We start from the raw sequence: 23,818 nt of genomic DNA, 5'->3' as shown, positions 1-23,818 counted from the left end.
GTGGGGGNATGATGGGGCGGCGGGTTTGCGCCGTGGCCGTTTCCCGCCACGGCCTGAGGGAGGGTGGAACCGGGTGCTGGGCGCGATCGGACTGGACGAGCGGGAGGAGGCCGCGTACCGGGCGCTGGTGGCCCTGGGCGCGGCGGAGGTCGCGGACCTGGCGCACCGGCTGGCGCTGCCGGAACGGGAGACGGAGGGAGCGCTGCGGCGGCTGGAGGCCCGGGGCCTGGCCGGGCGGTCCTCGTACCGCACGGGCCGGTGGGTGGCGGCGCCCCCGACGGCGGCCCTGGGCGTGCTGCTGTCCCGGCAGCGGCACGAGCTGGAGCAGGCCGAGCTGGCGGCGGCGCTGCTCATGGAGGAGTACCGCGCGGAGGCGGCGTCCCGGCCGACGGCGCACGACCTGGTGGAGGTGGTGACCGGGGCGAGCGCGGTGGCGCACCGGTTCCGGCAGCTCCGGCTGGGCGCGTCGAAGGAGCTGTGCGCCCTGGTGACGGGGGGGCCGGTGCCGACGGCCCCGGAGAACGGCGTGAAGCGGGGCGTGTCCTGCCGGGTCGTGGTGGCGCGGGAGGTGCTGGAGCGGCCGGGCGGCGTGGCGGGGCTGGCGGAGGCGCTGCGCGGGAGCGGACGGGTGCGGGTGGCGGACCGGGTGCCGACGCGGTTGGCCGTCGCGGACCGGTCGCAGGCGATGGTGCCGCTGACGGGCCGGGAGGCGGAGCCGGCGGCACTGGTGGTGCGCGCCAGCGGGCTGCTGGAGGCGCTGACGGGGCTGTTCGAGGCGGTGTGGCGGGAGGCGGTGCCGCTGCGGCTCGGCGTGGCGGACGGCGCCGCGGCGGAGGAGCCGGAGCCGGGACCGGACACGACGGACCTGGAGGTGCTGTCGCTGCTGCTCGCGGGCATGACGGACGCGAGCGTGGCGAAGCAGTTGGGCCTGGGCCTGCGGACCGTGCAGCGGCGGGTCCGGGGGCTGATGGAGCTGGCGGGCGTGTCGACCCGGCTCCAACTCGGCTGGCAGGCCTGCGAGCGCGGCTGGATCACCCGCTGACAGTGAGGATGTACGTGAGCGTTCCCCACCGGCCGCCGCCCGCCCCGCGCGGGGAAGCGGAACGGGCGGCGGCCGGTGACCGGTGACCGGTGACCGGCCCGGGGCGCCACCGACGCCGGGCCGGCGGTCCGCCGGAGCCCGCCGGGGCCCGGTCGCAGCCGGGGGCCGCGTCCCGGAGGAACACCTCTCCGGGACGGACCGCCCACCGGGAGACCGCCCCGGCGGAGGGCCCCCGGCGCGGCGTCAGCGGATCGGGCCGCCGCGCTTGGCCTGCACGGCGGCGCGGCCCTCCGCGCCCTTGCGCTTCCAGTCCCGCCGCAGCTCCGCCCGGACCCGGGCGTCGGTCTTGGCGACGATGTACTGGTTCTCCCTCAGCAGCTTGCGGTAGCTGTCCAGGCGCCGTACCGGCAGGGTGCCGTCCTCGACGGCGGCGAGGACCGCGCAGCCGGGTTCGGCGCCGTGGGCGCAGTCGTGGAAGCGGCAGGAGGCGGCCAGTTCCTCGATCTCGGAGAAGACCTGCCCGACGCCGGTCCCGGCGTCCCACAGGCCCACCCCGCGCAGCCCCGGCGTGTCGATGAGGACGCCGCCTCCCGGCAGGGCGAGGAGGTTGCGGGTGGTGGTCGTGTGACGGCCCTTCCCGTCCACCTCCCGGATCGCCCGCACCGCCATGGCGTCCTCGCCGAGCAGGGCGTTGGCGAGGGTGGACTTGCCGGTGCCGGAGACGCCGAGCAGGACGCTCGTGCCGCCGGCGACGGCCTCGCGGAGCGCGTCGACGCCCTCCCCGGTGGCGGCGCTGAGGGGCAGCACCGGCACGCCGGGGGCGGTGGTCTCCACGTCGTGGACCAGGTACGAGACGCCGGCCGCGTCCGGTACGAGGTCGGCCTTGGTGAGGGCGACGAGCGGTTGCGCGCCCGACTCCCAGGCCAGGGCCAGGAACCGCTCGATCCGGCCGAGGTCGAGCTCGGCGGCGAGGGAGACCGCCACGACCACGTGGTCGACGTTGGCGGCGAGGACCTGCCCCTCGGACCGCTTCGACGACGTGGACCGCACGATGGCGGTGCGGCGCGGCAGGTACGCCCGTACGTACCGGGGCGGCGTGCCGCCGGCCGGGTCGACGGCGGCCCAGTCGCCGGTGCACACGACCCGCAGGGGGTCGTGCGGCGTCACGAAGGCGGTGTCCGCCCGGACGGCGCCCTCGGCGGTGACGAGGTCGCACTGCCCGCGGTCGACGCGGACGACCCGGCCGGGCAGCAGGCCGCGCTCGGCGTACGGGGCGAACTCCGCCTCCCACCGGGCGTCCCAGCCGTAGGAGGACAGCGGGGAGGAGGGGGTGGTGGTGAACGAGGAAGACAAGGGGGTGCCCTTCGCGAGGGTGGCCCCGGCGGCACGCGCCTCGTCGGGCGCGGCACGGAACGAATCGGGTCAGCCGGAGACCACGGGAGGGTGAACGAGGAACTTCTGAGGCCGGGTCAGCGCCCGTGCGATGACAGTCGTCAACGTCCTCACCTCCCTGAATCGTCGCGTCGGTTCGTCGGCGGACACGTTAGCCGGGGGGTGCCGGGTCCCGCCAACGGTTTTCCCGCCGCAGTGCCTCCGCCGCGACCGGTGTCCGCGCGGCCCCCGTCCCGCCCGGCCCGGGCGGGGCGTCCCGGCGCCGCGCGGTGCGTACGACCAGGTCGCGCACCCCGTCGACGGCGGGTTGCGTCCAGCGGGCGGTGAACGGGCCGAGCATGACGAGGATCAGTACGTACGCGGTGGTCAGCGGGCCGATCCCCGGCTCCGCGCCGGCCGCGAGACCGGCGATGACGACGGAGAACTCGCCGCGGGCGACCATCGCCCCGCCCGCCCGGAGCCGGCCGCGCCGGCCGACGCGGGCGCGCCCGGCCGCGTACCAGCCGGTGGCGATCTTGGTGAGGGCGGTGACGGCGGCGAGGAGCAGCGCGGGCAGCAGGACGGGAGGGACGGAGGCGGGGGCGGTGGACAGCCCGAAGAAGAGGAAGAACACGGCCGCGAACAGGTCCCGCAGCGGGGCGAGGAGCCTGCGGGCGCCCTCCGCGACCTCCCCGGACAGGGCGATGCCGACGAGGAACGCGCCGACGGCGGCGGACACCTGGAGCCGCTGGGCGACCCCGGCGACCAGGAGCGTCATGCCGAGGACGACGAGGAGGAGCATTTCGGGGTTGTCGGAGGAGACGGCGCGGCTGATGTGGCGGCCGTGGCGCAGCGCCAGGTAGAGGACGACCGCGACGGTGCCGAGGGAGACCAGCAGGGTGGCGCTGCCGCCGGCGAGGCCGACGCCCGCGAGGAGGACGGTGAGGACGGGCAGGTAGACGGCCATCGACAGGTCCTCGATGACCAGCAGGCCCAGGACGACGGGGGTCTCGCGGTTGCCGAGCCGCCCGAGGTCGGTGAGGACCTTGGCGACGACGCCGGACGACGAGACCCAGGTGACCCCGGCGAGGGCGACGGCGCCGAGCGGCCCCCAGCCGAGGAGGAGGGCGGCGGCCGCACCGGGCAGGGCGTTGAGGACGAAGTCGACGACGCCGGCGGGGTACTGGGTGCGCAGGCTGCTGACGAGTTCGCCGGCGCTGTACTCCAGGCCGAGGAGGAGCAGCAGGAGGATCACGCCGATCTCGGCGCCGACCGCGACGAAGTCGCCGCTGGCGTGGAGGGGCACGACACCGCCCTCGCCGGCGGCGAGCCCGGCGAGGAGGTAGAGGGGGATCGGGGAGAGCCCGACGCGCTCCGCGAACCGGCCGACGAGGCCGAGGACGAGGATGACCGCCCCCAGTTCGACGAGGAGCCCGGTGGTGTCGTGCACGGTCACTCCCCGCCGATGATCGCGGCGAGCGCGTCGGCGCCCTCGCGGGTGCCGACCACGACGAGGGTGTCGCCGATGGCGAGCCGGAAGTCGGGGCCCGGGGCGGGGTGGGCGCTGGTGCGCCGCAGTACGGCGACGATGGACGCCCCGGTGCGGGTGCGGGCCTTCGTCTCGCCGAGCAGCCTGCCCCCGTAGGGGGAGCGGCTGGTGACGGGGATGTGCTCGGTGACCAGGTCCAGGCCGTCGGTGCGGATGCCGCCGCCGGGGAGCGGGTCGATGAGGTGGGCGAGGGCCGCGGCGTCCTCGGGGGTGAGGGGGACCGTCGCCTCGCACGTGTCGGGGTCGTCGGGGTCGTAGAAGCCGAGGAAGCGGCGGCCGTCGTGGTGGACGACGACGGAGAGGTGCCGTCCGTCCTCGGTGGTGAAGTCGTACTGCGTGCCGACGCCGGGCAGGGTGGTGCGACGCGTGCCCATGACCGCGCCTCCGGGACGGGACGGGGATGACGGGTGGAGCGGGAGTCCCACCCTACCAACACATGCCCGTTATGCCCTGTATGCAGGGGAAGGGCCCGGCCGGGAGGGCCGTTCCCGGAGCGGGGTCAGTCCGGCTCCTCCACGCCGTGCCGCCGGGCGCGGTCCTCCTCGCCGGGCCGGTTCCCGGCGGACCCGTTCGCGGCGGGCCGCTCCTCGGGCCGCCGGCTCCTCTCGGACCTCTCCCACTGCAGGCGGGCCCGTACGTCGTCCGGCGGGAGGAAGCGGGACCAGCGTTCGGGGAACTCCGACGGCATGTCCGGGCCGCCGCCGGCCTGGGTCCGGGCCAGCAGGGCGACGGCCTCCGCGGCGCGGGCCCGCTCCGTCTCGGCGCGGGCGGCGGCGGTGGCGACGGACGGCCAGACCCGGTCGATCGCCGCGTTGACGGCCGCGCCGACCAGGACCGCGAAGGCGGAGATGCCGATCCACAGCAGCACGGCGATGGGCGCCGCGAGGGAGCCGTAGATGGTGGGGCCCTCGACCGTCTGCGTCAGGTAGATGCGGAGCAGGAAGCTGCCGAGCACCCACATGGCGAGCGCCACCAGCGCGCCCGGCACGTCCTCGATCCACGGCGACCTGACCGGTACGGACACGTGGTACAGGGTCGTGAGGAACGCCACCGACAGCAGGATGACGACCGGCCAGTACAGGACCGACACGACCTCCGTCCCGAAGGGCACCACCTGGACCACCCGGTCCGGGCCGACCACGGCCAGCGGCAGGACGACCGCGCCGATCACCAGGGCGACCAGGTAGAGGAGGAAGGCGAGCAGCCGGGTCGCGACGATGCCGCGGTGCCCGTCGAGGCCGTACATGACGGTGATCGTGTCGATGAAGACGTTCACCGCGCGCGAGCCCGACCAGAGCGCCATGGCGAAGCCGAGCGAGATCACGTCCGGCCTGCCGCCCCGGGTGACGTCCTCCAGCAGGGGCCTGGCGATCTCGTTGACGCCCCGGTCGGACAGGACCGTGCCGACCGCCGCGAGGATGTTCTTCTCGATGGACGCGACGGTGGTGGTGTTCGTCCAGTCGTCGATGTAGCCGAGCAGGCCCAGCAGGCCCAGCATCAGCGGCGGCAGGGACAGGAGCGTGAAGAACGCGGCCTCGGCGGCGAGGCCGAGGATCCGGTACTCGATGCACGAGTTGACGGTGTCCTTCAGGAGGAGCCAGGCCGTCTGCCGCTTCGAGACGTTGCGGTAGAGGGCGCGGGCCCGGTGGAGCCGGCCCGGGGACGCGGAGGAGGCCGCGTCCTGTCCTGCGGGGCCCGGGAACCCGGCGGGGCCCCCGGCCGGCTCGGGTGTTTCCTTCGCTGCCTGCACCTCTTTACCGTAGCCGCATGGCAGCCACCACCCACACCGTGACCAACCAGCCTCCGCCCCTGGTCGGGTACGACGTCTTCACGGCGGACCGGGCGCTGACCGAGGCCGTGGAACGACACCTTCCGTCCGATCTGCGCGAGGAGGCGCGAAAGGAGCTGTCGTCGCTGGGCACCGCCGCCGGATCGGCGCAGGCGCAGTCCTGGGGCGCCCTCGCCGACGGGTTCCCGCCGCGGCTGCGCACCCACGACCGGTACGGCAACCGCGTCGACGAGGTCGACTTCCACCCGGCCTGGCACCGGCTCCTCGGCCACGCCGTCACCTCCGGGCTCACCTCCGCCTGGGGCCGGCCCGGCGGGCACGTGCGGCGCGCGGCCGGTTTCGTGGTGTGGTCGCAGACGGAGGCGGGGCACGGCTGCCCGCTGTCGATGACCCACGCGGCGGTGCCCGCGCTGCGCACCGACCCGGAGCTCGCGGCCGAGTGGGAGCCGAAGCTGACCTCCCGGGTGTACGAGGGCGAGGAGCTGCTGCCGCCGGCCCGGAAGGCGGGCGTGCTGCTCGGGATGGGCATGACGGAGAAGCAGGGCGGCAGCGACGTCCGCGCCGGCACGACGGCGGCGGAGCCGCTGGACGCGGCGGGCGAGTACGTCCTGACGGGCCACAAGTGGTTCTGCTCGGCGCCCATGTCCGACGGCTTCCTGGTGCTCGCGCAGGCGCCCGGCGGGCTCACCTGCTTCCTGGTGCCGCGGGTCCTCCCGGACGGCACCCGCAACGTGTTCCTGATCCAGCGGCTGAAGGACAAGCTCGGCAACCGGTCGAACGCGTCCGCGGAGGTCGAGTTCGACGGGACGTGGGCGCGCCGGGTCGGCGAGGAGGGGCGGGGCGTGCGCACCATCATCGGGATGGTCGCCGCGACCCGCCTGGACTGCGTGCTCGGCTCGGCCGCGCTGATGCGGCAGGCGGTCGCGCAGGCCGTGCACCACACGGCGCACCGCGACGCGTTCGGCGGGCCGCTGATCGACAAGCCGCTGATGCGCAACGTCCTGGCCGACCTGGCCCTGGAGTCGGAGGCGGCGACGGTCCTCGGGATGCGCCTGGCGGCGGCGTACGACGCGGTGGAGTCGGGCGCCCCCGCGCCCGGCGGGCAGGACGCCGAGGCGGAGCGGGCGCTGCTGCGGCTGGCGGTGCCGGCCGCGAAGTACTGGGTGACCAAGCGGTGCACGCCGATGGTGGCGGAGGCGCTGGAGTGCCTGGGCGGCAACGGGTACGTGGAGGAGTCGGGCATGCCGCGGCTGCTGCGCGAGTCGCCGCTCAACTCGATCTGGGAGGGCTCCGGCAACGTCCAGGCGCTGGACGCGCTGCGGGCGCTGCGGCGGGAGCCGGCGGCGCTCGACGCGTTCCTGCGGGAGGTCGGGCGGGCGCGCGGCGCGGACCACCGGCTGGACGGGGCGATCCGGGACCTGCTGACGGAGCTGGCGGACCTGGACGGCGCCGAGGCGCGGGCGCGGCGGCTGGTGGAGCGGATGGCGCTGGTGCTGCAGGGGTCGCTGCTGGTGCGGTGGGCGCCTCCGGAGGTAGCGGACGCCTTCTGCGCCTCCCGGCTGGGCGGCGACCGGGGGGCGGCGTTCGGGACGCTGCCGCACACCCTGGGCCTCCGCGCGATCGTGGAGCGCGCCCGCCCCTGACGGCGCACGCCCGGGGCCTGCGGGAACGGCGGGCGGCGGTCGTGGCGAGGCGTCCGCGCCCCGCCGCCTCCCCGGAGCGGTCCGGGATTTTCGTACCGGCCGGCCGCCCCGGCCCCGCCTCCCGCCCGGCGCGGGAGGCGCACGGCGGCTACGGCGGTGGGCCCTGGCGGCCGGCGGCGCCCCTCCGGCGGGCGCGGTGGGCGGCGGCGCTCGCGCGGTTCCCGCAGATCTGCGGACTGCAGTAGCGGCGCGACTGGTTGCGGGAGACGTCCACGAACACCTCCTCGCAGCGGTTGCCGTCGCATATGTGCAGCCGGCTCATCCCCGTGGTGGTGATGACGCCGAGGAGGCCCATGGCGGCGTTGACGGCGTACCGGTCGACGGGCGGGGCCTGCGGGTCGGCGACGTGGAGGTGCCACTCGCCGTCGTGGCGGGTGTAGTGCGGGAGCGCGCGGTGCTCGGCGAGGAGGCCGTTGAGGAGGGCGACGGCGGTCTCCTCGTCGGGGGCGCCGAACACCTCGCGCAGGGCCGCCCGCAGGACGCGGGCCCTTTCGAGGTCCTTCCCGGTGGGCGCGGCCCGGAGCCGGATTCCGTGCGCGACGAGCAGTTTCGCCAGCGCGGCCGAATCCGGCATCTTCTCTTTTCCGCGGACGACGTTGTAGGTGTTCACCAGGTCCTCGGCCCATGTCGCCGATTCCTCGGAGTAACTAGTAAATCTCATCATGGCTCCGTATCATCCGTCGAAATGAATCGTCTCAGGACTGGAGGGCCGATGGACTCCCAAGAGGCATTACCCGCTCCCCCCGACGCATCTGAAGGGTATTCCTCCCGGGCCGGTTTCAAAGAGGAGTGGCTGCGCGGACTGCGCATGGCGGTCCCGCTGGCGATCGCCGTCTTCGGCTTCGCCGTGTCCTTCGGCGTGGTGGCGCGGGCCGCCGACATGGGGATCGCGGCGCCCATCGCCATGTCCTTGACGACCTTCGCCGGATCGGCCCAGTTCGCGGCCGCGTCCGTGGTGGGCACGGGCGGGGGCATCGCCGCGGCCATCGTCGCCGCCGTCCTGCTCAACTCCCGCTACCTGCCGATCGGGATCAGCGTCGCCCCGGCCATGACGGGCAACGCCGTCAAGCGCTTCCTCTGCGCGCAGCTGGTGGTGGACGAGTCCTGGGCCGTGGGCCACCTGGGCGGGGGCCGGTACTCGCGCGGCCGGCTGCTGGGCGCGGGCGTGGTGGTCTACTGCGCCTGGGTGGGCGGCACCGCCGTCGGCGTGCTGGGCGCCCAGTACGTCGGGGACCCCTTGCGCTTCGGACTGGACGTGGTGTCACCCGTCCTGTTCCTGGCCCTGCTCAAGGGGCAGATCACCGATCGGCGCGCGCTCGTCTGCGCGATCCTCGGGGTCGCGATCGCGCTGTCGCTGACGCCGGTCGCCTCACCGGGCGTGCCGTTGATCGCGTCCACCGTCGCCTGCCTGCTGGGGTTGAGGAAGCGATGAGCGGAGTGTGGCTGGCGGTGCTCCTCGTGGGCGCCGTGTCGATGGCGCTGAAGGCCACCGGGCCGGTGCTGCTGGGCGGGCAGGAACTGCCGGACAGGATGCAGCGGGTGGTGGCCCTGATGGCGCCGACCCTGCTGGCGGCGCTGATCTCCACCCAGATCTTCGGCGACGGCCGGGCGTTGACGGTCGACGCCCGCGTGGTGGGGCTGGCCGTGGGCGCGTTCGGGGTCTGGCGGAACTGGCCCACGCTGCTCGTGGTGGTCCTGGGCGCCGCCGCGGCGGCCGTGACCCGGCTGATCGCGGGTTGAGGAAGCGGCGGCCGAGCGGCGGCGGGCCGGGAGCGCGCTCGCCGGGGAGGGTCCGCGCGGGCAGCCGCGCCGGGCGGAGTCCGGGGAGCGGTGGCGGGAGGGCTCTCCGTACGCCTTCCGCATGCGCAGGGCCCGGGTGGGTGGCGCCCTGGAGTGGGGGCCGGGCCCGCCCGGGCGGGGTGCGTCAGCGCAGCAGGAGGTCGCGGCGGCACCGCGGGCGGTGGTCGGCGTTACCGCCGCGGCCGCTCTCCCCGGGGACGGTCCGGCGGTTCACGGGAGCCTCCGTGCAGCGTCGAGGTGCCTGCGGGTGAAGGCGAGCCGGCGGCGGAAGACCTCGACGCGCTCCTCCACGGCCGTCACGCTGTGTCCCGCGCCCATGGCGTGGAACTCCACGGGCAGGCCGCGGGCCCGGAGGCGGTCGGCGTAGGCGCGGGCCTGGTCGATGGGGCAGCGGGCGTCGTTCACGCCCGCGCAGATGAGGACCGGCGCGCGGACGGCGTCGACGTAGGTGACGGGCGAGGCGTCGCGGTACGCCTCGGGGACCTCCTCCGGGGTGCCGCCGAAGAGGCTGCGGTCGAGCGCCTTGATGTCGTCCATGGCCTGCCGGTGGGCGGCGGCGCAGTCGGCGACCGGGGCGCCGGCCAGGCCGACGGCCCAGTCGTCCGGCCGGGTGCCGAGCCCCAGCAGGGTCAGGTAGCCGCCCCAGGACCAGCCAGCCAGCACCAGGCGGGCGGGGTCGACGATCCCGTGGTCGACGGCCCACCGCCGCACCGCGGTGACGTCCTCCAGTTCGGTGTGGCCGACCCTGCGCCGCAGGGCCTCCGTCCACGCCCGGCCGTAACCGGTCGAGCCGCGGTAGTTGACGCGTACCACGGCGAACCCCTCGTCCGTCCAGGCCGCGACCTCGGGGTCGAAGGCGTCCCGGTCGTGCTCGTCGGGCCCGCCGTGCAGCAGGAACACCGCGGGGTGCGGCTTCGTGCCGGTGCGGGGCAGGCTCAGCAGGGCGTGGACGCGGCCGCCGGGGCCGTCGACCCAGGCGTCGTCGGTGATCGCGGTCCGCGGCGGGGGGTCGGCGGCCGGGAACCGCGGGTCGCTGCCGAGGGCCCGGAAGACGGGCGGGTGCGCGGAGTCGGACCACTGGTACCACACGTCGCCGCCGGGGCGGGTGCGGGCGTGCTCGACGGTGCCGTCGGGGACCTTCAGCCGGGTCAGCTCGCGGGCGGCCAGGTCGTAGTCGAAGACCTCGGAGCGGGCCCGGTGGTCGTGGACGACGAGGAGGGACGCGGCGTCCTGCGACCACTCGACGGAGACCTCGCCGGGCAGTCCGAGGTCGAGGCTCACGTGTTCGCCGGTGCGCGGCTCGTGGATCACGGGTTCCCAGCGGTCCCCGTGCGGTTGCAGGAGCAGCAGCCGGTCGTCGCCGGGGACCGGGGAGAACCCGACGGCCTCGCCGTCGAGGTCGGCGACGGTGGCGCCGTCGGTGGTCAGGACGCGCACGCCCGGGTCCCACAGGTCGCCGCGCTCGCTGTGCGCGATGACGGCGAGGGCGAGGTCGCGGGAGAGGTCGACGGCGTACGCGGGCTCCTCGTGCCGGTAGAGGAGGCGGGAGGCGCCTCCGGGCAGCACGAGGGAGACGGCGGTGCCGTCCTCGGTGGTGTGGCCGAGCAGGTTGTGCCCGCGCAGGCCGAGGGCGAGCCCCGCGGGCCAGTACGGGTCGAGGTCCCGTACGGCGGGCTCGTCGGGGCCTCCGGTGAACGGCTGCCGCATCCACCGGCCGCGTTCGTCGCCGTCGGTGTCGGCGAACCACCACACGGCCTCGCCGGACGCCTCGATGGCGCAGTGCCGGACCCCGGAGGGGCGGTCGGTGACCTGCCGCAGCGTGCCGGCCGCGCGGTCCCAGCAGTAGACCTGGGCGTCGCCCGAGCGGTCGCCGACGAACACGCAGCGCTCCGGGGAGCTCTTGGCCCAGGCGGGGAGCGTGTGGCGCGGGGCGCGGAAGCGCTGCTCCCACAGCGGTGTGTCCGGGGCGGCCATGTCAGTGGCAACCGCAGTTGGCGGCGGTGACGCGGTTCATCCGGCGGCGGGGAGCCCGGTCGGCGGGTGCCGTGGCCGCGCCCGCCAGGGGCGTGGTGCCGCCGAGCGCGGTGAGGGAGCTGGTGGCGCAGTCGAGGACGACCTGGAACCGGGTGAGCGGCGGCGCGCCGAGCACCAGGTGGACGGAGGCCGCGGCCCGGCCCGTACCGGCGGCGTTCGACTCGGAGTTGAAGGGCAGTTGCGGGGCGGCCGGGTTGAGGCCGAACTCCAGACCGGTGACCTCGGCGTGACCCGAGTCCGCGGTGAAGAGCTGCGTCAGAGCGGCGGCGGCGGTCGCGGAGCCCGCCTCGGTCGCCTTCATGTCGGCCACCGACCCGTTCTCGACGGTGAGCACCAGCGGGTAGTGGAAGAGCCCGGAGAGCTTGTCGAACAGCTCCCGGCAGGCGGCCGTGTCGGGCTCGTGCGTGCGCACGACGGACCAGCCCTTGACGGCGATCTGGCCGGTGACGGTGGTGCCGGCGCCCGCGAGGTCCAGCCTCCGCAGGCCGGTGGGCGCGCTTTGCGCGGTGCCGGGCCGGAAGGCGCCGGTATCGATCCGGGACCAGGTGGGCGCGGCGAAGGCCACCTTGGCCACGGACCCGGTCAGGCCCTCCTCGACGACCAGGCCGCCGGCCGCCGCCAGGGCGTCGCCGAGCGCGTCGCCGGTCCGGTCGAGGGCGCCGGGGTCGGTCTTCTCCAGCGAGTCGAGGAGCTTGCCCAGTTGGTCGAGGGCGAGGGGGCCGGTGCCCGCGCGGAGCGCGGCGACGGTGCGGTGCGGGCCCACCTCGGAGTCGGGAGCCGTCAGCAGCCGGTCGTCCTCGGCCACGACGAGCACGTCGCCGTCCTGCGGGACGTCGGAACGCAGCACGTCGGCCAGGGACCGGCCCGGCTCGACCGCGACCGTGTCCCACGTCTCGTAGCGGCTCGGGGGTTCGATCCGGACGTCGTCGGAGAACCGCCGTTCCAGGACGAGCGTGAATCGGCTGTGGCCCGCCGGGTACTGGCGATAGGCGTCAGGACGGACGATAATCACTGTGACACTCCCAGATCGTTGTGCCGGTGTGTCAGCGGGGCGGGCCGAGCCATCACCTCGGCCCGCCTCGCTTACGGCACACCCGGCGCGATGCCTCTCAAGCGTTTCGCGCGTGTCTGCCTGCTACCGGGCTCAGCCCAGCAGGGTGCCCAGGTAGTTGCTGTTCTTGCGAACCTTGATGGTCTTCTTCACGGCCGACACCTCCCCACCAGTACTCGATCCGACAGGACGACGAGCCGGGAAAACCGACCCCGACACCGGGCTCAGCCCAGCAGGGTGCCCAGGTAGTTGCTGTTCTTGCGAACCTTGATGGTCTTCTTCACGGCCGACACCTCCCCACCAGTACTCGATCCGACAGGACGACGGGCCCGGAAAACCGACCCCGACACCGGGCTCAGCCCAGCAGGGTGCCCAGGTAGTTGCTGTTCTTGCGAACCTTGATGGTCTTCTTCACGGCCGACACCTCCCCACCAGTACTCGATCCGACAGGACGACGGGCCCGGAAAACCGACCCCGACACCGGGCTCAGCCCAGCAGGGTGCCCAGGTAGTTGCTGTTCTTGCGAACCTTGATGGTCTTCTTCACGGCCGACACCTCCTCTCGTGAGGGATTTCGCGCTCGTGCGGCTCCGCTCGCGGCCGGTCAGGCGGCAGTGGCCGTGCGGACGCCGGGAGCGCCGCCTTTTTCGCCCAGGACCACGTCACCGCTCTCGGTGTAGACGGTGGTGTCGGGCGAGATGATGTCGAGGTGGTACTGGGTGAAGGGAGTGAGGCCCAGTCCCCAGTGCAGGCAGCCCCGTTCGCCGCCGTACACCTCGTTCATGGCGTGGTTGCCCGGAAGGATGTCCAGGCTGGTGTTGAGGGCGTGTCCGATCTCCCAGACCAGCGCGTACCGGGAGTCGATCTCGAACATGGCCTCGAAGACCTTGGCGACCTCGGCACCTTCCTTGCGGAAGGGGCGCAGCGAGGTGATCGTCCCCTTGACGACGTCGCAGACCACCGCTTCGTGCTCCAGGCCGGCGAGCTTTCCGGCGAGGCGGGCCTGGTCCTTGCGGGTGAACGACGGCGTGCCGCTGTGCAGGATGGGGAATCCGCGGAACGCGATGCTGCCTTCGAGCGGAAGGTGCAGCTTCTCGTCGAACTCGACGATCTGCATCGGCAGGACGCTGATCTCCCCGGAGGGGACGATCTGCTGCTCCCCCCATTCCAGGGGGCCGGCCTGCTGGTTCCAGATCAGGCCGTCGGCGAGGTGGTCGAGTACGGCGCGCGTGCCGTGGCGCTCGTCGATGTAGACCAGGTGGTCCGTGGATTCGGCGAGCTCGAAGAAGCGGTCGCTGAACTCGCCCTGCTCCTTCGCCGAGGTGTTCTCGATGACCCGGACGAAGTGCCGGATGATGTCGAGATCGGCGGGCGTCGAGTTGCAGGCCATCCCCATCAGCTTGCGGTTCGGGCCGAGGGCTTCCTCCGAGGGCGACTCGAAGAACCGGTAGGGCGAGACGACCAGGGAGTGCGATCGCTGAGGAATCGTTTCGTCAGCGAGCATGGCCTCGAAGTCGTCGCCTTCCCCGATGAAGATCGTGCGGTATTCGGCGTAAGGGGCTTCCTTCACGACCTCCAGCTCGTTCTCGAGTTCGCGGTTCGTGATGAGGCAGAAGACACTCCCCTCCGCCGGACCGAACTGGCTGTATCGAGCAGGATTGATCTTGACCCTCGCCATATCCAGCTTTTCCTCTCGTCGACCATCAGTCGCTCGATCCGGTTCATAGCCAACATCAGGCAGGATGAGGCGCGCAATACCTCCTCGAAGTACGGCTTGAATCGGAAGAGTGCGGAACGAAAAACGGAGGCAATGATTCCGTAATGACTCTGCGGCTATCTCGTCATTCCGCAGAGTCACGACTTGTCAAGTGCGCCTCGCCGTGTACGCGAAAAAGACGAAACGGCGATGTTTCCGGCCATGATCCGGCCCGCGGGGCCGGTCGGCGCCCGGCGGGCCGCCCGCTCCGGGCCGGGAGCCGGTGGGCGTCGCCCGTCCCCTTCCGCGTCCGGCCGGCGGTATCGGGGGGCGGCCGGCGGTCCGCCCGGCGGTGCTGCGAGCACGGTTCGGCGGGCGGTGCGCCCGGAGTCCCGACGGGTGACGACCAGGTGGACGCCCCTGCGGCGAGAGCCTGTTCGCGTCCGGTAACACCCCTGCGGCAAGAGCCCGTTCGCGTCCGTCAGGGACCGGGGCGGGCGTCGTCCTCGCCGCCCGTTCCGGCCGGGACGCCCTGCCCGACACGCCTCCTGGGCCGCGCGGGGCGAAGGCGCCGGCGGCACCGGCCGCGGCGGGTCGGACGGGATGGTGCTGCGCCGACACGGCACCATCCCGTCCGCGTACCGGAAGGACCGGCACCCCGCCACTGTCGTACGGGGCGGGGGCCTCGCGCGAGGGTTGCAGGGGGTTGCGGGAGTGACTGGCGCGTTCTGTGCGACCGCGGTCCGCGGGACCGCGCGGCGGGGGCATGATGGGGCCGTTTCGGGAACGGGAGGGCCCGGTGCAGAACGCCGCGATCGACATGGCCCGGCTCACCGCGATGGACCCGCGTGAGGCGACGGTGCTGCTCAAGGGGATCAGGGAGACCGCCCTGCGCGGCGGCCGGGCGCGGCTGGCGCCGCGCGCCGACATCGGGGCGTCGTGGCGGCGGGCGCTCCGCGAGGGCCTGGATCCGGAACGCGACCGCAGGCCGGGGCTGCTGCCGCCCGCCGAACTGGAGGCGCGGCGCGGCGGTTCGCCGCTCGCGGACCTGCTGCCGCTGCTCCGCGAGGCCCTCGTACCGGCGCCGGGCACGGGTTCCGGTGCGATGCGGCACATCATGGTCGTCGCGGACGCGGACGGGCGGGTGCTGTGGCGGGAGGGCCACCCGGCGGTGCTGCGGATGGCGGACGGGCACGGCCTTGAACCGGGCGCGGACTGGCGGGAGTCGACGGCCGGCACCAACGGGTTGGGGACGGCGCTGGTGGTGCGGCGCCCGGTGCAGGTCCACTCGGCGGAGCACTTCGTCGCCGCGTACCACACCTGGACCTGCGCGGGCGCCCCGGTCACGGATCCGCGCGACGGGCGGCTCGCGGGCGTCGTCGACGTGAGCGGGCCGGTGGCGACGATGCATCCGGCGACGCTGCTGCTGGTCGGCTCGGTGGCGCGGCTCGCCGAGGCGGAGCTGCGCAACCGGCACCTGGCGGGGCTCGCCGGGCTGCGGGCGGTGGCGGCGCCGCTGCTGTGCCGGGCGGGCCGGCAGGCGGTGGCGGTGGACCGGTACGGCTGGACGGCGGCGGTGTCGGGGCTCGCCCCGGTGGACCGGGTGCCGCTGCCCCCGTCGCTGGCGGCGGGCCGGAGGCGGCTGCCGACGCTGGGCGAGTGCGACGTGGAGCCGCTGCCGGGCGGCTGGCTGCTGCGGCCGCTGGACGCCGCGGACGCACGGGCCGGGGGCGTGGTCACCCGGCTGGTGCTCGACGTGAGCCGGCCGCGGGAGTGGACGGTGCGGGTGTCGGGCGCGGTGGGCTGCTGGACGCGGGAGCTGAGCCCGCGCCACGCGGAGCTGCTGTACGTGCTGGCGGTGCGCCGGGACGGCCGTACGGCCGCGCAACTGGCCGCCGACGTGTTCGGGGACCGTACCCGCACGGTGACCGTGCGGGCGGAGATGTCGCGGATGCGGCGCACCCTGGACGGTGTGCTGGCGCACCGCCCGTACCGGTTCCGCGACGGGGTGGAGGTGGAGGTGGTCGCCCCGGCCGACGCGGCCGACCTGCTGCCGTACTCGACGGCGCCGGCCGTGCTGGCGGCCCGTCGCGCGGCGGGCGGCCGGGGGTGACCGGCCGGGGGCGCCGCGTCCGGCGCGGCGCCCCCGGCGCGCGGTCAGCCGGCGGCCGGCCACTCCAGGGGCTCCTTGTAGAAGCCGCGGGTCATCTCCACCGCCGCCGCCTTCTGGTCGGCGGGGATCAGGAAGGTGGTGCAGATCTCCTGGGACTGTCCCGGGCCCAGCTCCTTCTCGGTGTCCGGGGCGGGGCAGCCGGTCCACTTCGCCTCGCCGAGCAGGACGATGAGCGCCCGGGTGCGGGTGCCCTCGTCGGTCCGGACGACCAGGTCGTCGTCCATGTCGCCGACCTTCATGGGCTTGCCGCTCTTGTGGGTGATCTTCGTCCAGACGTGGACGGGGATCTGCGGTCCCTTCTTCCCGTCCTCCTCCAGCCCGGAGGCCTTCATGTCGGCCTCGGTACCGGTCCTCACCCGGGTCGGCGTGAGCGTGAACCTGGCGCCGCTGGACGCCTGCATGGTGCTCTCCACCTCGGGGCTCTCCTCGCCCAGGCGGTACGTCGTCCTCTCGCCGCCCGCACCGCCGGGAGAACCTGTCGCCGTCGCGCCGGGGCTCTCCCCGCCCTTCGCGCCGGTGCCCGAACCGCCGTCGCAGCCGGCCAGCGCCAGGACGAGCGCCAGGGCGCCCGCCGCCGCGACTCCGTGTTTCCCCACGGCCATTCGTTTCCGCCTTCCCCGTTGTCCCGGCCCGCGAGCGGTGTGAAGCCGGCGCGGCCGGGTCCGATGCACGGCGGATGATCTTGCCAGAGGCGCCCGGCCGGCTGTCGGGCGGGCCCTCCGCCGGGCCGGGCGAGTGCGGCCCGGCGGCCCACCGGGCCAGCGGTCCGCCGTCCGGGACGCGGAGTCCGGCTGCCGGACGGCCCTGGCCCGAGGCGCACGCTCCGTGATTCTCTGGCCCGCATGAACAGCATCACCGTCACCACCTGGTACCTGGAGCAGACCTCCCCGGACGACCTGCGGCCCGCCGCCGCCCCGGCGGGCGACGTGGAGATCGTCCGCGCCCAGGTTCCCTCACCCGAGTTCAGCCGGTTCCTGTACTGCGCGGTGGGGGGCGACGTCTCGTGGGTGGACCGGCTGGGGCTGACGTACGCGCAGTGGCGGGAGATCCTGGAGCGGCCCGGCGCCGAGACGTGGGTGGCGTACGAGAGGGGGACGCCCGCCGGGTACGTCGAGCTGGACCCGCAGGACGGGGGCGTGGTGGAGATCATGTACTTCGGCCTGGTCCCGGCGTTCCGGGGCCGCGGCATCGGCGGCCACCTGCTGTCGTACGGCACGGCCCGCGCCTGGGACCTGGCGGACCGCTGGCCGGGGCGGGCGCCCACCGGGCGGGTACGGCTGAACACCTGCTCCCTCGACGGGGAGCACGCGCTCGCCAACTACCGGCGGCGCGGCTTCCGCCTCTACGACACGCGGGTCGCGGAGAAGCCCGCCGTCGAGGCGCCGGGTCCCTGGCCGGGGGCCTTCGCCTGATCCCGCGGCGTGCTCCCGGGGTACGGCCGAGCAGCGTGACCCGCACCACAGTCGTCCGGAATCCGAGACGTTTTCGTCCGTGATACGGACACAGGTGGACGGTCTCCAAATCCCCGTGCCAGGCTTCCGCCATGTCCCCCGCTGGAACCGCCCTGGTGAGTCGACGCCACGTCGACCTCGGCCGCATGTCCAGCGCCAGGTGTCCGGCGAGCTGACCGCACCGGCGACGCCGCACCCCCTCTCTCTCTTCCGAACCCGCCGCGCGATGCCGCGCAGGAGCCCCGCCCTGCGCGGTGCCGTGCGGGTCGAAGCCGCCCTCCCGCAGTCCCGAAGGACGTACCGCCATGCCCGCCACCCCGGAGAAGCNNNCCCCGCCCCGCCCCGCCGCGCGCCGGGACGCCACCGCGGCGAGGGCCAGTGGGCCAAGGGCCACTTCACGCCCCTCAACGGCAACGAGCAGTTCAAGAGGGACGACGACGGTCTCAACGTGCGGACACGTATTGAGACGGTCTACTCCAAGGCCGGCTTCGCCTCCATCGACCCCGCCGACCTGCGCGGGCGCATGCGCTGGTGGGGCCTCTACACCCAGCGCAGACCGGGGATCGACGGCGGGAAGACGGCCGTCCTGCAGCCGGAGGAGCTGGACGACGAGTACTTCATGCTGCGCGTCCGCGTCGACGGCGGGCGCCTGACGACCCGGCAGCTCCGCGTCGTCGGCGAGATCTCCCGGGAGTTCGCCCGGGGCACCGCCGACATCACCGACCGGCAGAACGTCCAGTACCACTGGATCCGCATCGAGGACGTCCCCGAGATCTGGCGCCGCCTGGAGGAGGTCGGCCTGTCCACGACCGAGGCGTGCGGCGACACCCCGCGCGTCGTCATCGGCTCCCCCGTCGCCGGGATCGCCGAGGACGAGATCGTCGACGGCACGCCCGCCATCGAGGAGATCCACCGCCGGATCGTCGGCAACAAGGACTTCTCCAACCTGCCCCGCAAGTTCAAGGGCGCGGTCTCCGGCTCGCCGCTGCTCGACGTGGCGCACGAGATCAACGACGTGGCGTTCGTCGGCGTGGAGCACCCCGAGCACGGACCCGGCTTCGACCTGTGGGTCGGCGGCGGACTGTCCACCAACCCGAAGATCGGCGTCCGCCTCGGCGCCTGGGTCCCCCTGGACGAGGTCCCGGACGTCTTCACCGGCGTCCTGTCGATCTTCCGCGACCACGGCTACCGGCGGCTGCGCAACCGCGCCCGGCTGAAGTTCCTCGTCGCCGACTGGGGTGCCGAGAAATTCCGCCGGGTCCTGGAGGACGACTACCTGAAGCGCGGACTGGTCGACGGCCCCGCCCCCGCGCAGCCCGTCCGGCGGTGGCGCGACCACGTCGGCGTCCACCGCCAGAAGGACGGCCGCTTCTACGTGGGCTTCGCCCCGCGCGTCGGCCGCGTCGACGGCGCCACCCTCGTCGCGATCGCCGAGGCGGCGGAGGCGCACGGCTCCGGCCGGGTCCGCACCACCGTCGAGCAGAAGATGCTCGTCCTCGACGTCGAGGAGGCGCGGGTGCCCTCGCTCGTCGCCGCACTGGAGGCGCTCGACCTGCGGGTGGACCCGTCGCCGTTCCGGCGCGGCACCATGGCCTGCACCGGCATCGAGTTCTGCAAGCTGGCCATCGTCGAGACGAAGGCGCGCGGCTCGTCCCTCGTCGACGAACTGGAGAGCCGGCTGCCCGGCTTCGACGAGCCGATCACCATCAACCTCAACGGCTGCCCCAACGCCTGCGCCCGCATCCAGGTGGCGGACATCGGTCTCAAGGGCCAGCTGGTGCTGGACGCCGAGGGCCGCCGGGTCGAGGGGTACCAGGTGCACCTGGGCGGCGCCCTCGGCCTGGAGGCGGGCTTCGGCCGCAAGGTGCGCGGCCTGAAGGTCACCTCCGCCGAACTCCCCGACTACATCGAGCGCGTCCTCACCCGCTACCTGGCGGAGCGCGAGGACGGCGAGCGCTTCGCCGCCTGGACCGCCCGCGCGAGCGAGGAGTCCCTGTCGTGACCGCGGCGAGTGAGCCGAAGGGGCGCGCCTCCGCCGAAAGGGAGGCCGCGCGCAGGACGCGAGGGACGAGCGGCCGAGCACGGCCGACCGCCGGCGGAGGCCCGAGCGCCCCGGAGGCGAACCGAGCCGCCCGAGAAGCAGGGGCCGCGCGCAGGACGCGAGGAACGAGCGGCCGAGCACGGCCGACCGCCGACGGAGGCCCGAGCGCCCCGGAGGCGAACCGAGCCGCCCGAGAAGGAGAAGAGGAGGTCCTGCCGTGAGTGAGCGTGCCGTTCCGTTCCACTGCCCGTACTGCGGCGACGAGGATCTGCGCCCGGCCGAGCCGGAGCGGCACTCCCCCGCGCCCGGACGGGGCCGGGCGTCCGGCGGGGGCGTCTGGGAGTGCGGGGCCTGCAACCGGGCGTTCCGGCTGGAGTTCCTGGGCCTGCTGGCCCGGGGCCTCGGGCGCCGCGACGGCGGAGGGGGGCCGGCGTGACCGCCGTGGAGGACGACGGGGAGCTGGCGGCGCTCGCCGCGCGCGCCGGCCGGGAGTTGGAGGACGCCCCGGCGCTCGACGTGCTGGAGTGGGCGGCGGGAACCTTCGGCGAGCGCTTCTGCGTCACCTCCTCCATGGAGGACGCCGTCGTCGCCCACCTCGCGTCGCGCGTCCTGCCCGGCGTCGACGTGGTGTTCCTCGACACCGGCTACCACTTCCCCGAGACGATCGGGACGCGCGACGCGGTCGCGGCCGTGATGGACGTCAACGTCGTCACGCTGACGCCGCGCCGGACGGTCGCCGAGCAGGACGCCGCGTACGGGCCGGAGTTGTACGACCGGGACCCGGACCTGTGCTGCGCGCTGCGCAAGGTCGAGCCGCTCGAAGAGGGCCTGGCCCGGTACACCGCGTGGGCGACCGGACTGCGCCGCGACGAGTCGCCGACCCGGGCGGGCACCCCGGTCGTCGGCTGGGACGCCCGGCGGCGGAAGGTGAAGGTGTCCCCGATCGCCCGGTGGACGCGGGACGACGTCGAGGCGTACGTCGCCGAACACGGCGTCCTCGTCAACCCGCTGCTGGCGGACGGCTACTCCTCCGTCGGCTGCGCGCCCTGCACGCGCCGCACGCCGGCGGGCGGGGACGTGCGCGCCGGCCGCTGGGCGGGCCGCGCCAAGACGGAGTGCGGACTGCACTCGTGACGAACGACCCTCTTCTCAGGAGACACCCGTGACTGGGGCCACCATCTGGCTGACCGGTCTGCCGAGTTCCGGCAAGACCACCCTCGCCCGCGAACTCGCGGGCCGGCTGCGCGCCGAGGGGCACCGCGTGGAGGTGCTCGACGGCGACGAGATCCGCGCGTTCCTGTCGGCGGGCCTCGGCTTCGGCCGGGAGGACCGGGACACCAACGTGCGGCGCGTCGGCTTCGTCGCCGAACTGCTCGCGTCGAACGGCGTGAAGGTCCTCGTGCCGGTCATCGCCCCGTACGCCGACAGCCGCGCGGCCGTCCGCGAGCGCCACCGGCGGGAGGGCACCGCGTACCTGGAGGTGCACGTGGCGACACCGGTCGAGGTGTGCTCCGCGCGCGACGTGAAGGGGCTGTACGCCCGGCGGGCCGCCGGCGAGATCAGCGGCCTGACCGGCGTCGACGACCCGTACGAGGAGCCCGAGGACCCGGACCTGCGGATCGAGGCGCACCGGCAGACGGTGGAGGAGTCCGCGCGGGAGCTGTACGCGCTGCTGACCGAGAGGGGCCTGGTGTGACCGCGACCGTCAGGGCGGCGCAGGGGCTTCCGGGCGGCCCGTCCGCGCTGTCCCACCTGGACGCGCTGGAGTCCGAGGCTGTCCACATCCTGCGGGAGGTGGCGGGCGAGTTCGAGCGGCCGGTGGTCCTGTTCTCCGGCGGCAAGGACTCCATCGTGATGCTGCACCTGGCGTTGAAGGCGTTCGCGCCCGCGCCGGTGCCGTTCCCGCTGCTGCACGTGGACACCGGGCACAACTTCCCCGAGGTCGTCGAGTACCGCGACCGGACCGTCGCCCGGCACGGCCTGCGGCTGCACGTGGAGTCCGTCCAGGAGTACATCGACCGCGGCGTCCTGAGGGAGCGTCCGGACGGCACCCGCAACCCGCTGCAGACGGTGCCGCTGACGGAGGCGATCCGGCGGCACCGCTTCGACGCGGTGCTCGGCGGCGGGCGGCGCGACGAGGAGAAGGCCCGCGCCAAGGAGCGGGTGTTCTCGCTGCGCGACGAGTTCTCGCAGTGGGATCCGCGCCGCCAGCGGCCCGAGTTGTGGCAGCTGTACAACGGGCGGCACGCGCCGGGCGAGCACGTGCGGGTGTTCCCGCTGTCCAACTGGACGGAGCTGGACGTGTGGCAGTACATCGCCCGCGAGGGCGTCGAGCTGCCGGGGATCTACTTCGCGCACGAGCGGGAGGTGTTCTCCCGCGACGGCATGTGGCTGGCGGCCGGCGGGTGGGGCGGTCCGCGGGACGGCGAGGCGGTCGAGCGGCGGTTGGTGCGCTACCGCACGGTCGGCGACATGTCCTGCACGGGCGCCGTCGACTCCGGCGCCGCCACGCTCGACGCGGTGATCGCCGAGATCGCCGCGTCCCGGCTGACCGAGCGGGGCGCCACCCGCGCCGACGACCGGCTGTCCGAGGCCGCCATGGAAGACCGCAAGCGCGAGGGGTACTTCTAGAGATGTCCGCCACCACCGCCGGGCGGCCCCCGGCCGCCGCCCTGCTGCGCTTCGCGACCGCCGGGTCCGTCGACGACGGCAAGTCCACCCTGGTGGGCCGGCTGCTGCACGACTCCAAGTCGGTCCTCGCCGACCAGATGGAGGCCGTCGAGCACGCCTCCCGCTCCCGCGGCCGGCGGGAGCCCGACCTGGCGCTGCTGACCGACGGCCTGCGGGCCGAGCGCGAGCAGGGCATCACCATCGACGTGGCGTACCGCTACTTCGCCACGTCCCGGCGCCGGTTCATCCTCGCCGACACGCCCGGCCACGTGCAGTACACCCGCAACATGGTCACCGGCGCGTCCACCGCCGAGCTGGCCGTCGTCCTCGTCGACGCGCGCAACGGCGTGGTCGAGCAGACCCGCCGGCACGCCGCGATCGCCGCGCTGCTGCGCGTCCCGCACGTCGTGCTGGCCGTCAACAAGATGGACCTCGCCGGGTACGCGGAGGACGTCTTCGCGCGGATCGCCGGGGAGTTCACGGCGTACGCGACGGAGCTGGGCGTCCCGGAGGTCACCGCGATCCCGATCTCCGCGCTCGCCGGCGACAACGTGGTGGAGCCGTCCGCGCGCACCGGCTGGTACGGCGGCCCGACGGTGCTGGAGCACCTGGAGTCGGTCCCGGTCGGCCACGACCCGGCGGGCCGGCCGGCCCGGCTGCCCGTCCAGTACGTCATCCGCCCGCAGACCGCCGAGCACCCCGACTACCGGGGTTACGCCGGGCAGATCGCCGCCGGTGTCCTGCGCGTCGGCCAGGAGGTGACCGTGCTGCCCTCGGGCCGCACGTCGCGGATCTCCGGGATCGACCTGCTGGGCACGCCCGTGGACGCCGCGTGGGCGCCGCAGTCCGTCACCGTCCTGCTGGAGGACGACGTCGACGTCTCGCGCGGTGACCTGATCGTGCCGTCCGGGGAGGCCCCGGAGGTCGTCCGGCACGTCGAGGCGACCGTCTGCCATCTGGCGGACCGGCCGCTGGAGGCGGGCCGGCGGGTGCTGCTGAAGCACACCACCCGCACGGTCAAGGCGATCGTGGAGGAGATCCCGTCCCGGCTCTCCCTGGGCGACCTGTCCCGGCATCCGGACCCCGGGCGGCTGTCGGCCAACGACATCGGCACCGTCAGGGTCCGCACGGCCGAGCCGCTCGCGCTGGACGCGTACGCCGACTCGCGCCGCACCGGTTCGTTCCTGCTGATCGACCCGGCGGACGGCACCACCCTCGCGGCGGGCATGGCCGGCGAGTCGTTCGCCGGGCGGAAGGCCGCCGTCGGCGACGCTCCCGCCGACGACGACGGCTGGGACTTCTGATGGCCGGTGACGTGTTCGCGACCTTCGCGAAGGAGGGCGGCCGGGTCGGCGGCGGGCGGNNNGTCNNCGCGGGCACCGGGGGTGTCCCGCGATGTGCCCGGTGACCCGCCGCCCGCCGCCCCGCCCCCGCGGACGGTCGTCCGCG

Annotated in this window: 24 protein-coding genes; 12 read left to right on the top strand and 12 right to left on the bottom strand. The window is 74.4% G+C overall.

Features of this window, described 5'->3' with window-relative positions; translation table 11 throughout:
• Positions 1 to 73: 73 nt before the first annotated feature.
• Positions 74 to 1,042, top strand: coding sequence for a helix-turn-helix domain-containing protein (locus MW084_RS17580; RefSeq protein WP_010474734.1), 969 nt, complete (start codon positions 74 to 76; stop codon positions 1,040 to 1,042).
• Positions 1,043 to 1,285: 243 nt separating this feature from the next.
• Here MW084_RS17580 and rsgA read toward each other — a convergent pair whose 3' ends face one another.
• From rsgA to MW084_RS17560, 4 genes are all read right to left on the bottom strand, one after another.
• On the bottom strand, positions 1,286 to 2,395 hold the full coding sequence (gene rsgA / locus MW084_RS17575) for a ribosome small subunit-dependent GTPase A (protein WP_010474733.1): 1,110 nt from the start codon (positions 2,393 to 2,395) through the stop codon (positions 1,286 to 1,288).
• A 190-nt stretch (positions 2,396 to 2,585) separates the two neighbouring features.
• Positions 2,586 to 3,863 (bottom strand): cation:proton antiporter, encoded by a 1,278-nt coding sequence (locus tag MW084_RS17570; protein ID WP_050986853.1) that lies wholly within the window; start codon positions 3,861 to 3,863, stop codon positions 2,586 to 2,588.
• A gap of 2 nt (positions 3,864 to 3,865) precedes the next feature.
• Complete coding sequence (locus MW084_RS17565) at positions 3,866 to 4,336, bottom strand: cation:proton antiporter regulatory subunit (protein ID WP_010474728.1); 471 nt, start codon at positions 4,334 to 4,336, stop codon at positions 3,866 to 3,868.
• A gap of 125 nt (positions 4,337 to 4,461) precedes the next feature.
• The gene (locus MW084_RS17560) at positions 4,462 to 5,712 is read right to left on the bottom strand and encodes a YihY/virulence factor BrkB family protein (RefSeq protein WP_010474726.1); all 1,251 of its coding nucleotides are present in this window, start codon (positions 5,710 to 5,712) and stop codon (positions 4,462 to 4,464) included.
• 17 nt (positions 5,713 to 5,729) lie between these two features.
• Here MW084_RS17560 and MW084_RS17555 point away from each other — a divergent pair, with 17 nt between their 5' ends.
• Positions 5,730 to 7,394 (top strand): acyl-CoA dehydrogenase family protein, encoded by a 1,665-nt coding sequence (locus tag MW084_RS17555; protein ID WP_010474723.1) that lies wholly within the window; start codon positions 5,730 to 5,732, stop codon positions 7,392 to 7,394.
• Positions 7,395 to 7,542: 148 nt separating this feature from the next.
• On the opposite strand, the gene MW084_RS17550 is transcribed toward MW084_RS17555, so the two are convergent.
• A complete protein-coding gene (locus tag MW084_RS17550) occupies positions 7,543 to 8,115 on the bottom strand; it encodes a CGNR zinc finger domain-containing protein (RefSeq protein ID WP_029553818.1) in 573 nt (190 codons plus the stop codon).
• Positions 8,116 to 8,262: 147 nt separating this feature from the next.
• On the opposite strand from MW084_RS17550, the gene MW084_RS17545 reads away from it, so the two are divergent.
• Positions 8,263 to 8,886 (top strand): AzlC family ABC transporter permease, encoded by a 624-nt coding sequence (locus MW084_RS17545; protein WP_010474721.1) that lies wholly within the window; start codon positions 8,263 to 8,265, stop codon positions 8,884 to 8,886.
• Entirely contained in the window at positions 8,883 to 9,194 is a 312-nt protein-coding gene (locus MW084_RS17540) for an AzlD domain-containing protein (RefSeq protein ID WP_029553816.1), read from the top strand. Before MW084_RS17545 ends, MW084_RS17540 begins: the two co-directional genes overlap by 4 nt.
• A gap of 270 nt (positions 9,195 to 9,464) precedes the next feature.
• Here the strand turns inward: MW084_RS17540 and MW084_RS17535 are convergent, their stop codons facing one another.
• From MW084_RS17535 to MW084_RS17510, 6 genes are all read right to left on the bottom strand, one after another.
• A complete protein-coding gene (locus tag MW084_RS17535) occupies positions 9,465 to 11,228 on the bottom strand; it encodes a S9 family peptidase (RefSeq protein ID WP_010474719.1) in 1,764 nt (587 codons plus the stop codon).
• Between the two features lies 1 nt (position 11,229).
• Positions 11,230 to 12,300: a hypothetical protein gene (locus MW084_RS17530; protein ID WP_010474718.1), complete on the bottom strand. Its 1,071-nt coding sequence runs from the start codon at positions 12,298 to 12,300 to the stop codon at positions 11,230 to 11,232.
• A 132-nt stretch (positions 12,301 to 12,432) separates the two neighbouring features.
• Positions 12,433 to 12,558: a hypothetical protein gene (locus MW084_RS17525; RefSeq protein WP_255114079.1), complete on the bottom strand. Its 126-nt coding sequence runs from the start codon at positions 12,556 to 12,558 to the stop codon at positions 12,433 to 12,435.
• Positions 12,559 to 12,563: 5 nt separating this feature from the next.
• On the bottom strand, positions 12,564 to 12,689 hold the full coding sequence (locus tag MW084_RS17520; protein ID WP_255114080.1) for a hypothetical protein: 126 nt from the start codon (positions 12,687 to 12,689) through the stop codon (positions 12,564 to 12,566).
• A 5-nt stretch (positions 12,690 to 12,694) separates the two neighbouring features.
• Complete coding sequence (locus MW084_RS17515) at positions 12,695 to 12,820, bottom strand: hypothetical protein (protein WP_255114080.1); 126 nt, start codon at positions 12,818 to 12,820, stop codon at positions 12,695 to 12,697.
• A gap of 122 nt (positions 12,821 to 12,942) precedes the next feature.
• A complete protein-coding gene (locus MW084_RS17510) occupies positions 12,943 to 14,016 on the bottom strand; it encodes a hypothetical protein (protein WP_010473053.1) in 1,074 nt (357 codons plus the stop codon).
• An 817-nt stretch (positions 14,017 to 14,833) separates the two neighbouring features.
• Here MW084_RS17510 and MW084_RS17505 point away from each other — a divergent pair.
• Complete coding sequence (locus tag MW084_RS17505) at positions 14,834 to 16,147, top strand: GAF domain-containing protein (protein ID WP_010473052.1); 1,314 nt, start codon at positions 14,834 to 14,836, stop codon at positions 16,145 to 16,147.
• A 44-nt stretch (positions 16,148 to 16,191) separates the two neighbouring features.
• Here the strand turns inward: MW084_RS17505 and MW084_RS17500 are convergent, their stop codons facing one another.
• Positions 16,192 to 16,809, bottom strand: a complete 618-nt coding sequence (locus MW084_RS17500) for a hypothetical protein (protein WP_010473049.1) — start codon at positions 16,807 to 16,809, stop codon at positions 16,192 to 16,194.
• Between the two features lie 240 nt (positions 16,810 to 17,049).
• On the opposite strand from MW084_RS17500, the gene MW084_RS17495 reads away from it, so the two are divergent.
• The 7 genes from MW084_RS17495 (at position 17,050) to MW084_RS17465 (ending at position 23,673) form a co-directional block, all read left to right on the top strand.
• Entirely contained in the window at positions 17,050 to 17,619 is a 570-nt protein-coding gene (locus MW084_RS17495; protein WP_010473048.1) for a GNAT family N-acetyltransferase, read from the top strand.
• Positions 17,620 to 17,988: 369 nt separating this feature from the next.
• Positions 17,989 to 19,660, top strand: a 1,672-nt coding sequence (locus tag MW084_RS17490; RefSeq protein WP_275563671.1) for a nitrite/sulfite reductase, incomplete at its 5' end; no start/stop codon positions are given.
• A gap of 256 nt (positions 19,661 to 19,916) precedes the next feature.
• A complete protein-coding gene (locus tag MW084_RS17485; RefSeq protein WP_010473044.1) occupies positions 19,917 to 20,135 on the top strand; it encodes a hypothetical protein in 219 nt (72 codons plus the stop codon).
• Positions 20,132 to 20,833 carry a phosphoadenylyl-sulfate reductase gene (locus tag MW084_RS17480; protein ID WP_010473042.1) on the top strand — a complete coding sequence of 234 codons (702 nt, stop codon included), beginning with the start codon at positions 20,132 to 20,134 and terminating at the stop codon, positions 20,831 to 20,833. The genes MW084_RS17485 and MW084_RS17480 overlap by 4 nt, the downstream gene beginning before the upstream one ends.
• Before the next feature lie 28 nt (positions 20,834 to 20,861).
• On the top strand, positions 20,862 to 21,395 hold the full coding sequence (cysC, locus tag MW084_RS17475; protein WP_010473040.1) for an adenylyl-sulfate kinase: 534 nt from the start codon (positions 20,862 to 20,864) through the stop codon (positions 21,393 to 21,395).
• Entirely contained in the window at positions 21,392 to 22,330 is a 939-nt protein-coding gene (gene cysD, locus MW084_RS17470; protein WP_010473038.1) for a sulfate adenylyltransferase subunit CysD, read from the top strand. Before cysC ends, cysD begins: the two co-directional genes overlap by 4 nt.
• A 2-nt stretch (positions 22,331 to 22,332) precedes the next feature.
• Positions 22,333 to 23,673: a sulfate adenylyltransferase subunit 1 gene (locus tag MW084_RS17465; protein ID WP_010473036.1), complete on the top strand. Its 1,341-nt coding sequence runs from the start codon at positions 22,333 to 22,335 to the stop codon at positions 23,671 to 23,673.
• The last annotated feature ends 145 nt before the right edge of the window (positions 23,674 to 23,818 follow it).

Source organism: Streptomyces sudanensis (assembly GCF_023614315.1).
GTDB lineage: Bacteria > Actinomycetota > Actinomycetes > Streptomycetales > Streptomycetaceae > Streptomyces > Streptomyces sudanensis.
The sequence above is the reverse complement of the archived record's forward strand: the minus strand, read 5'-3'. Positions and strand labels throughout refer to the sequence as shown.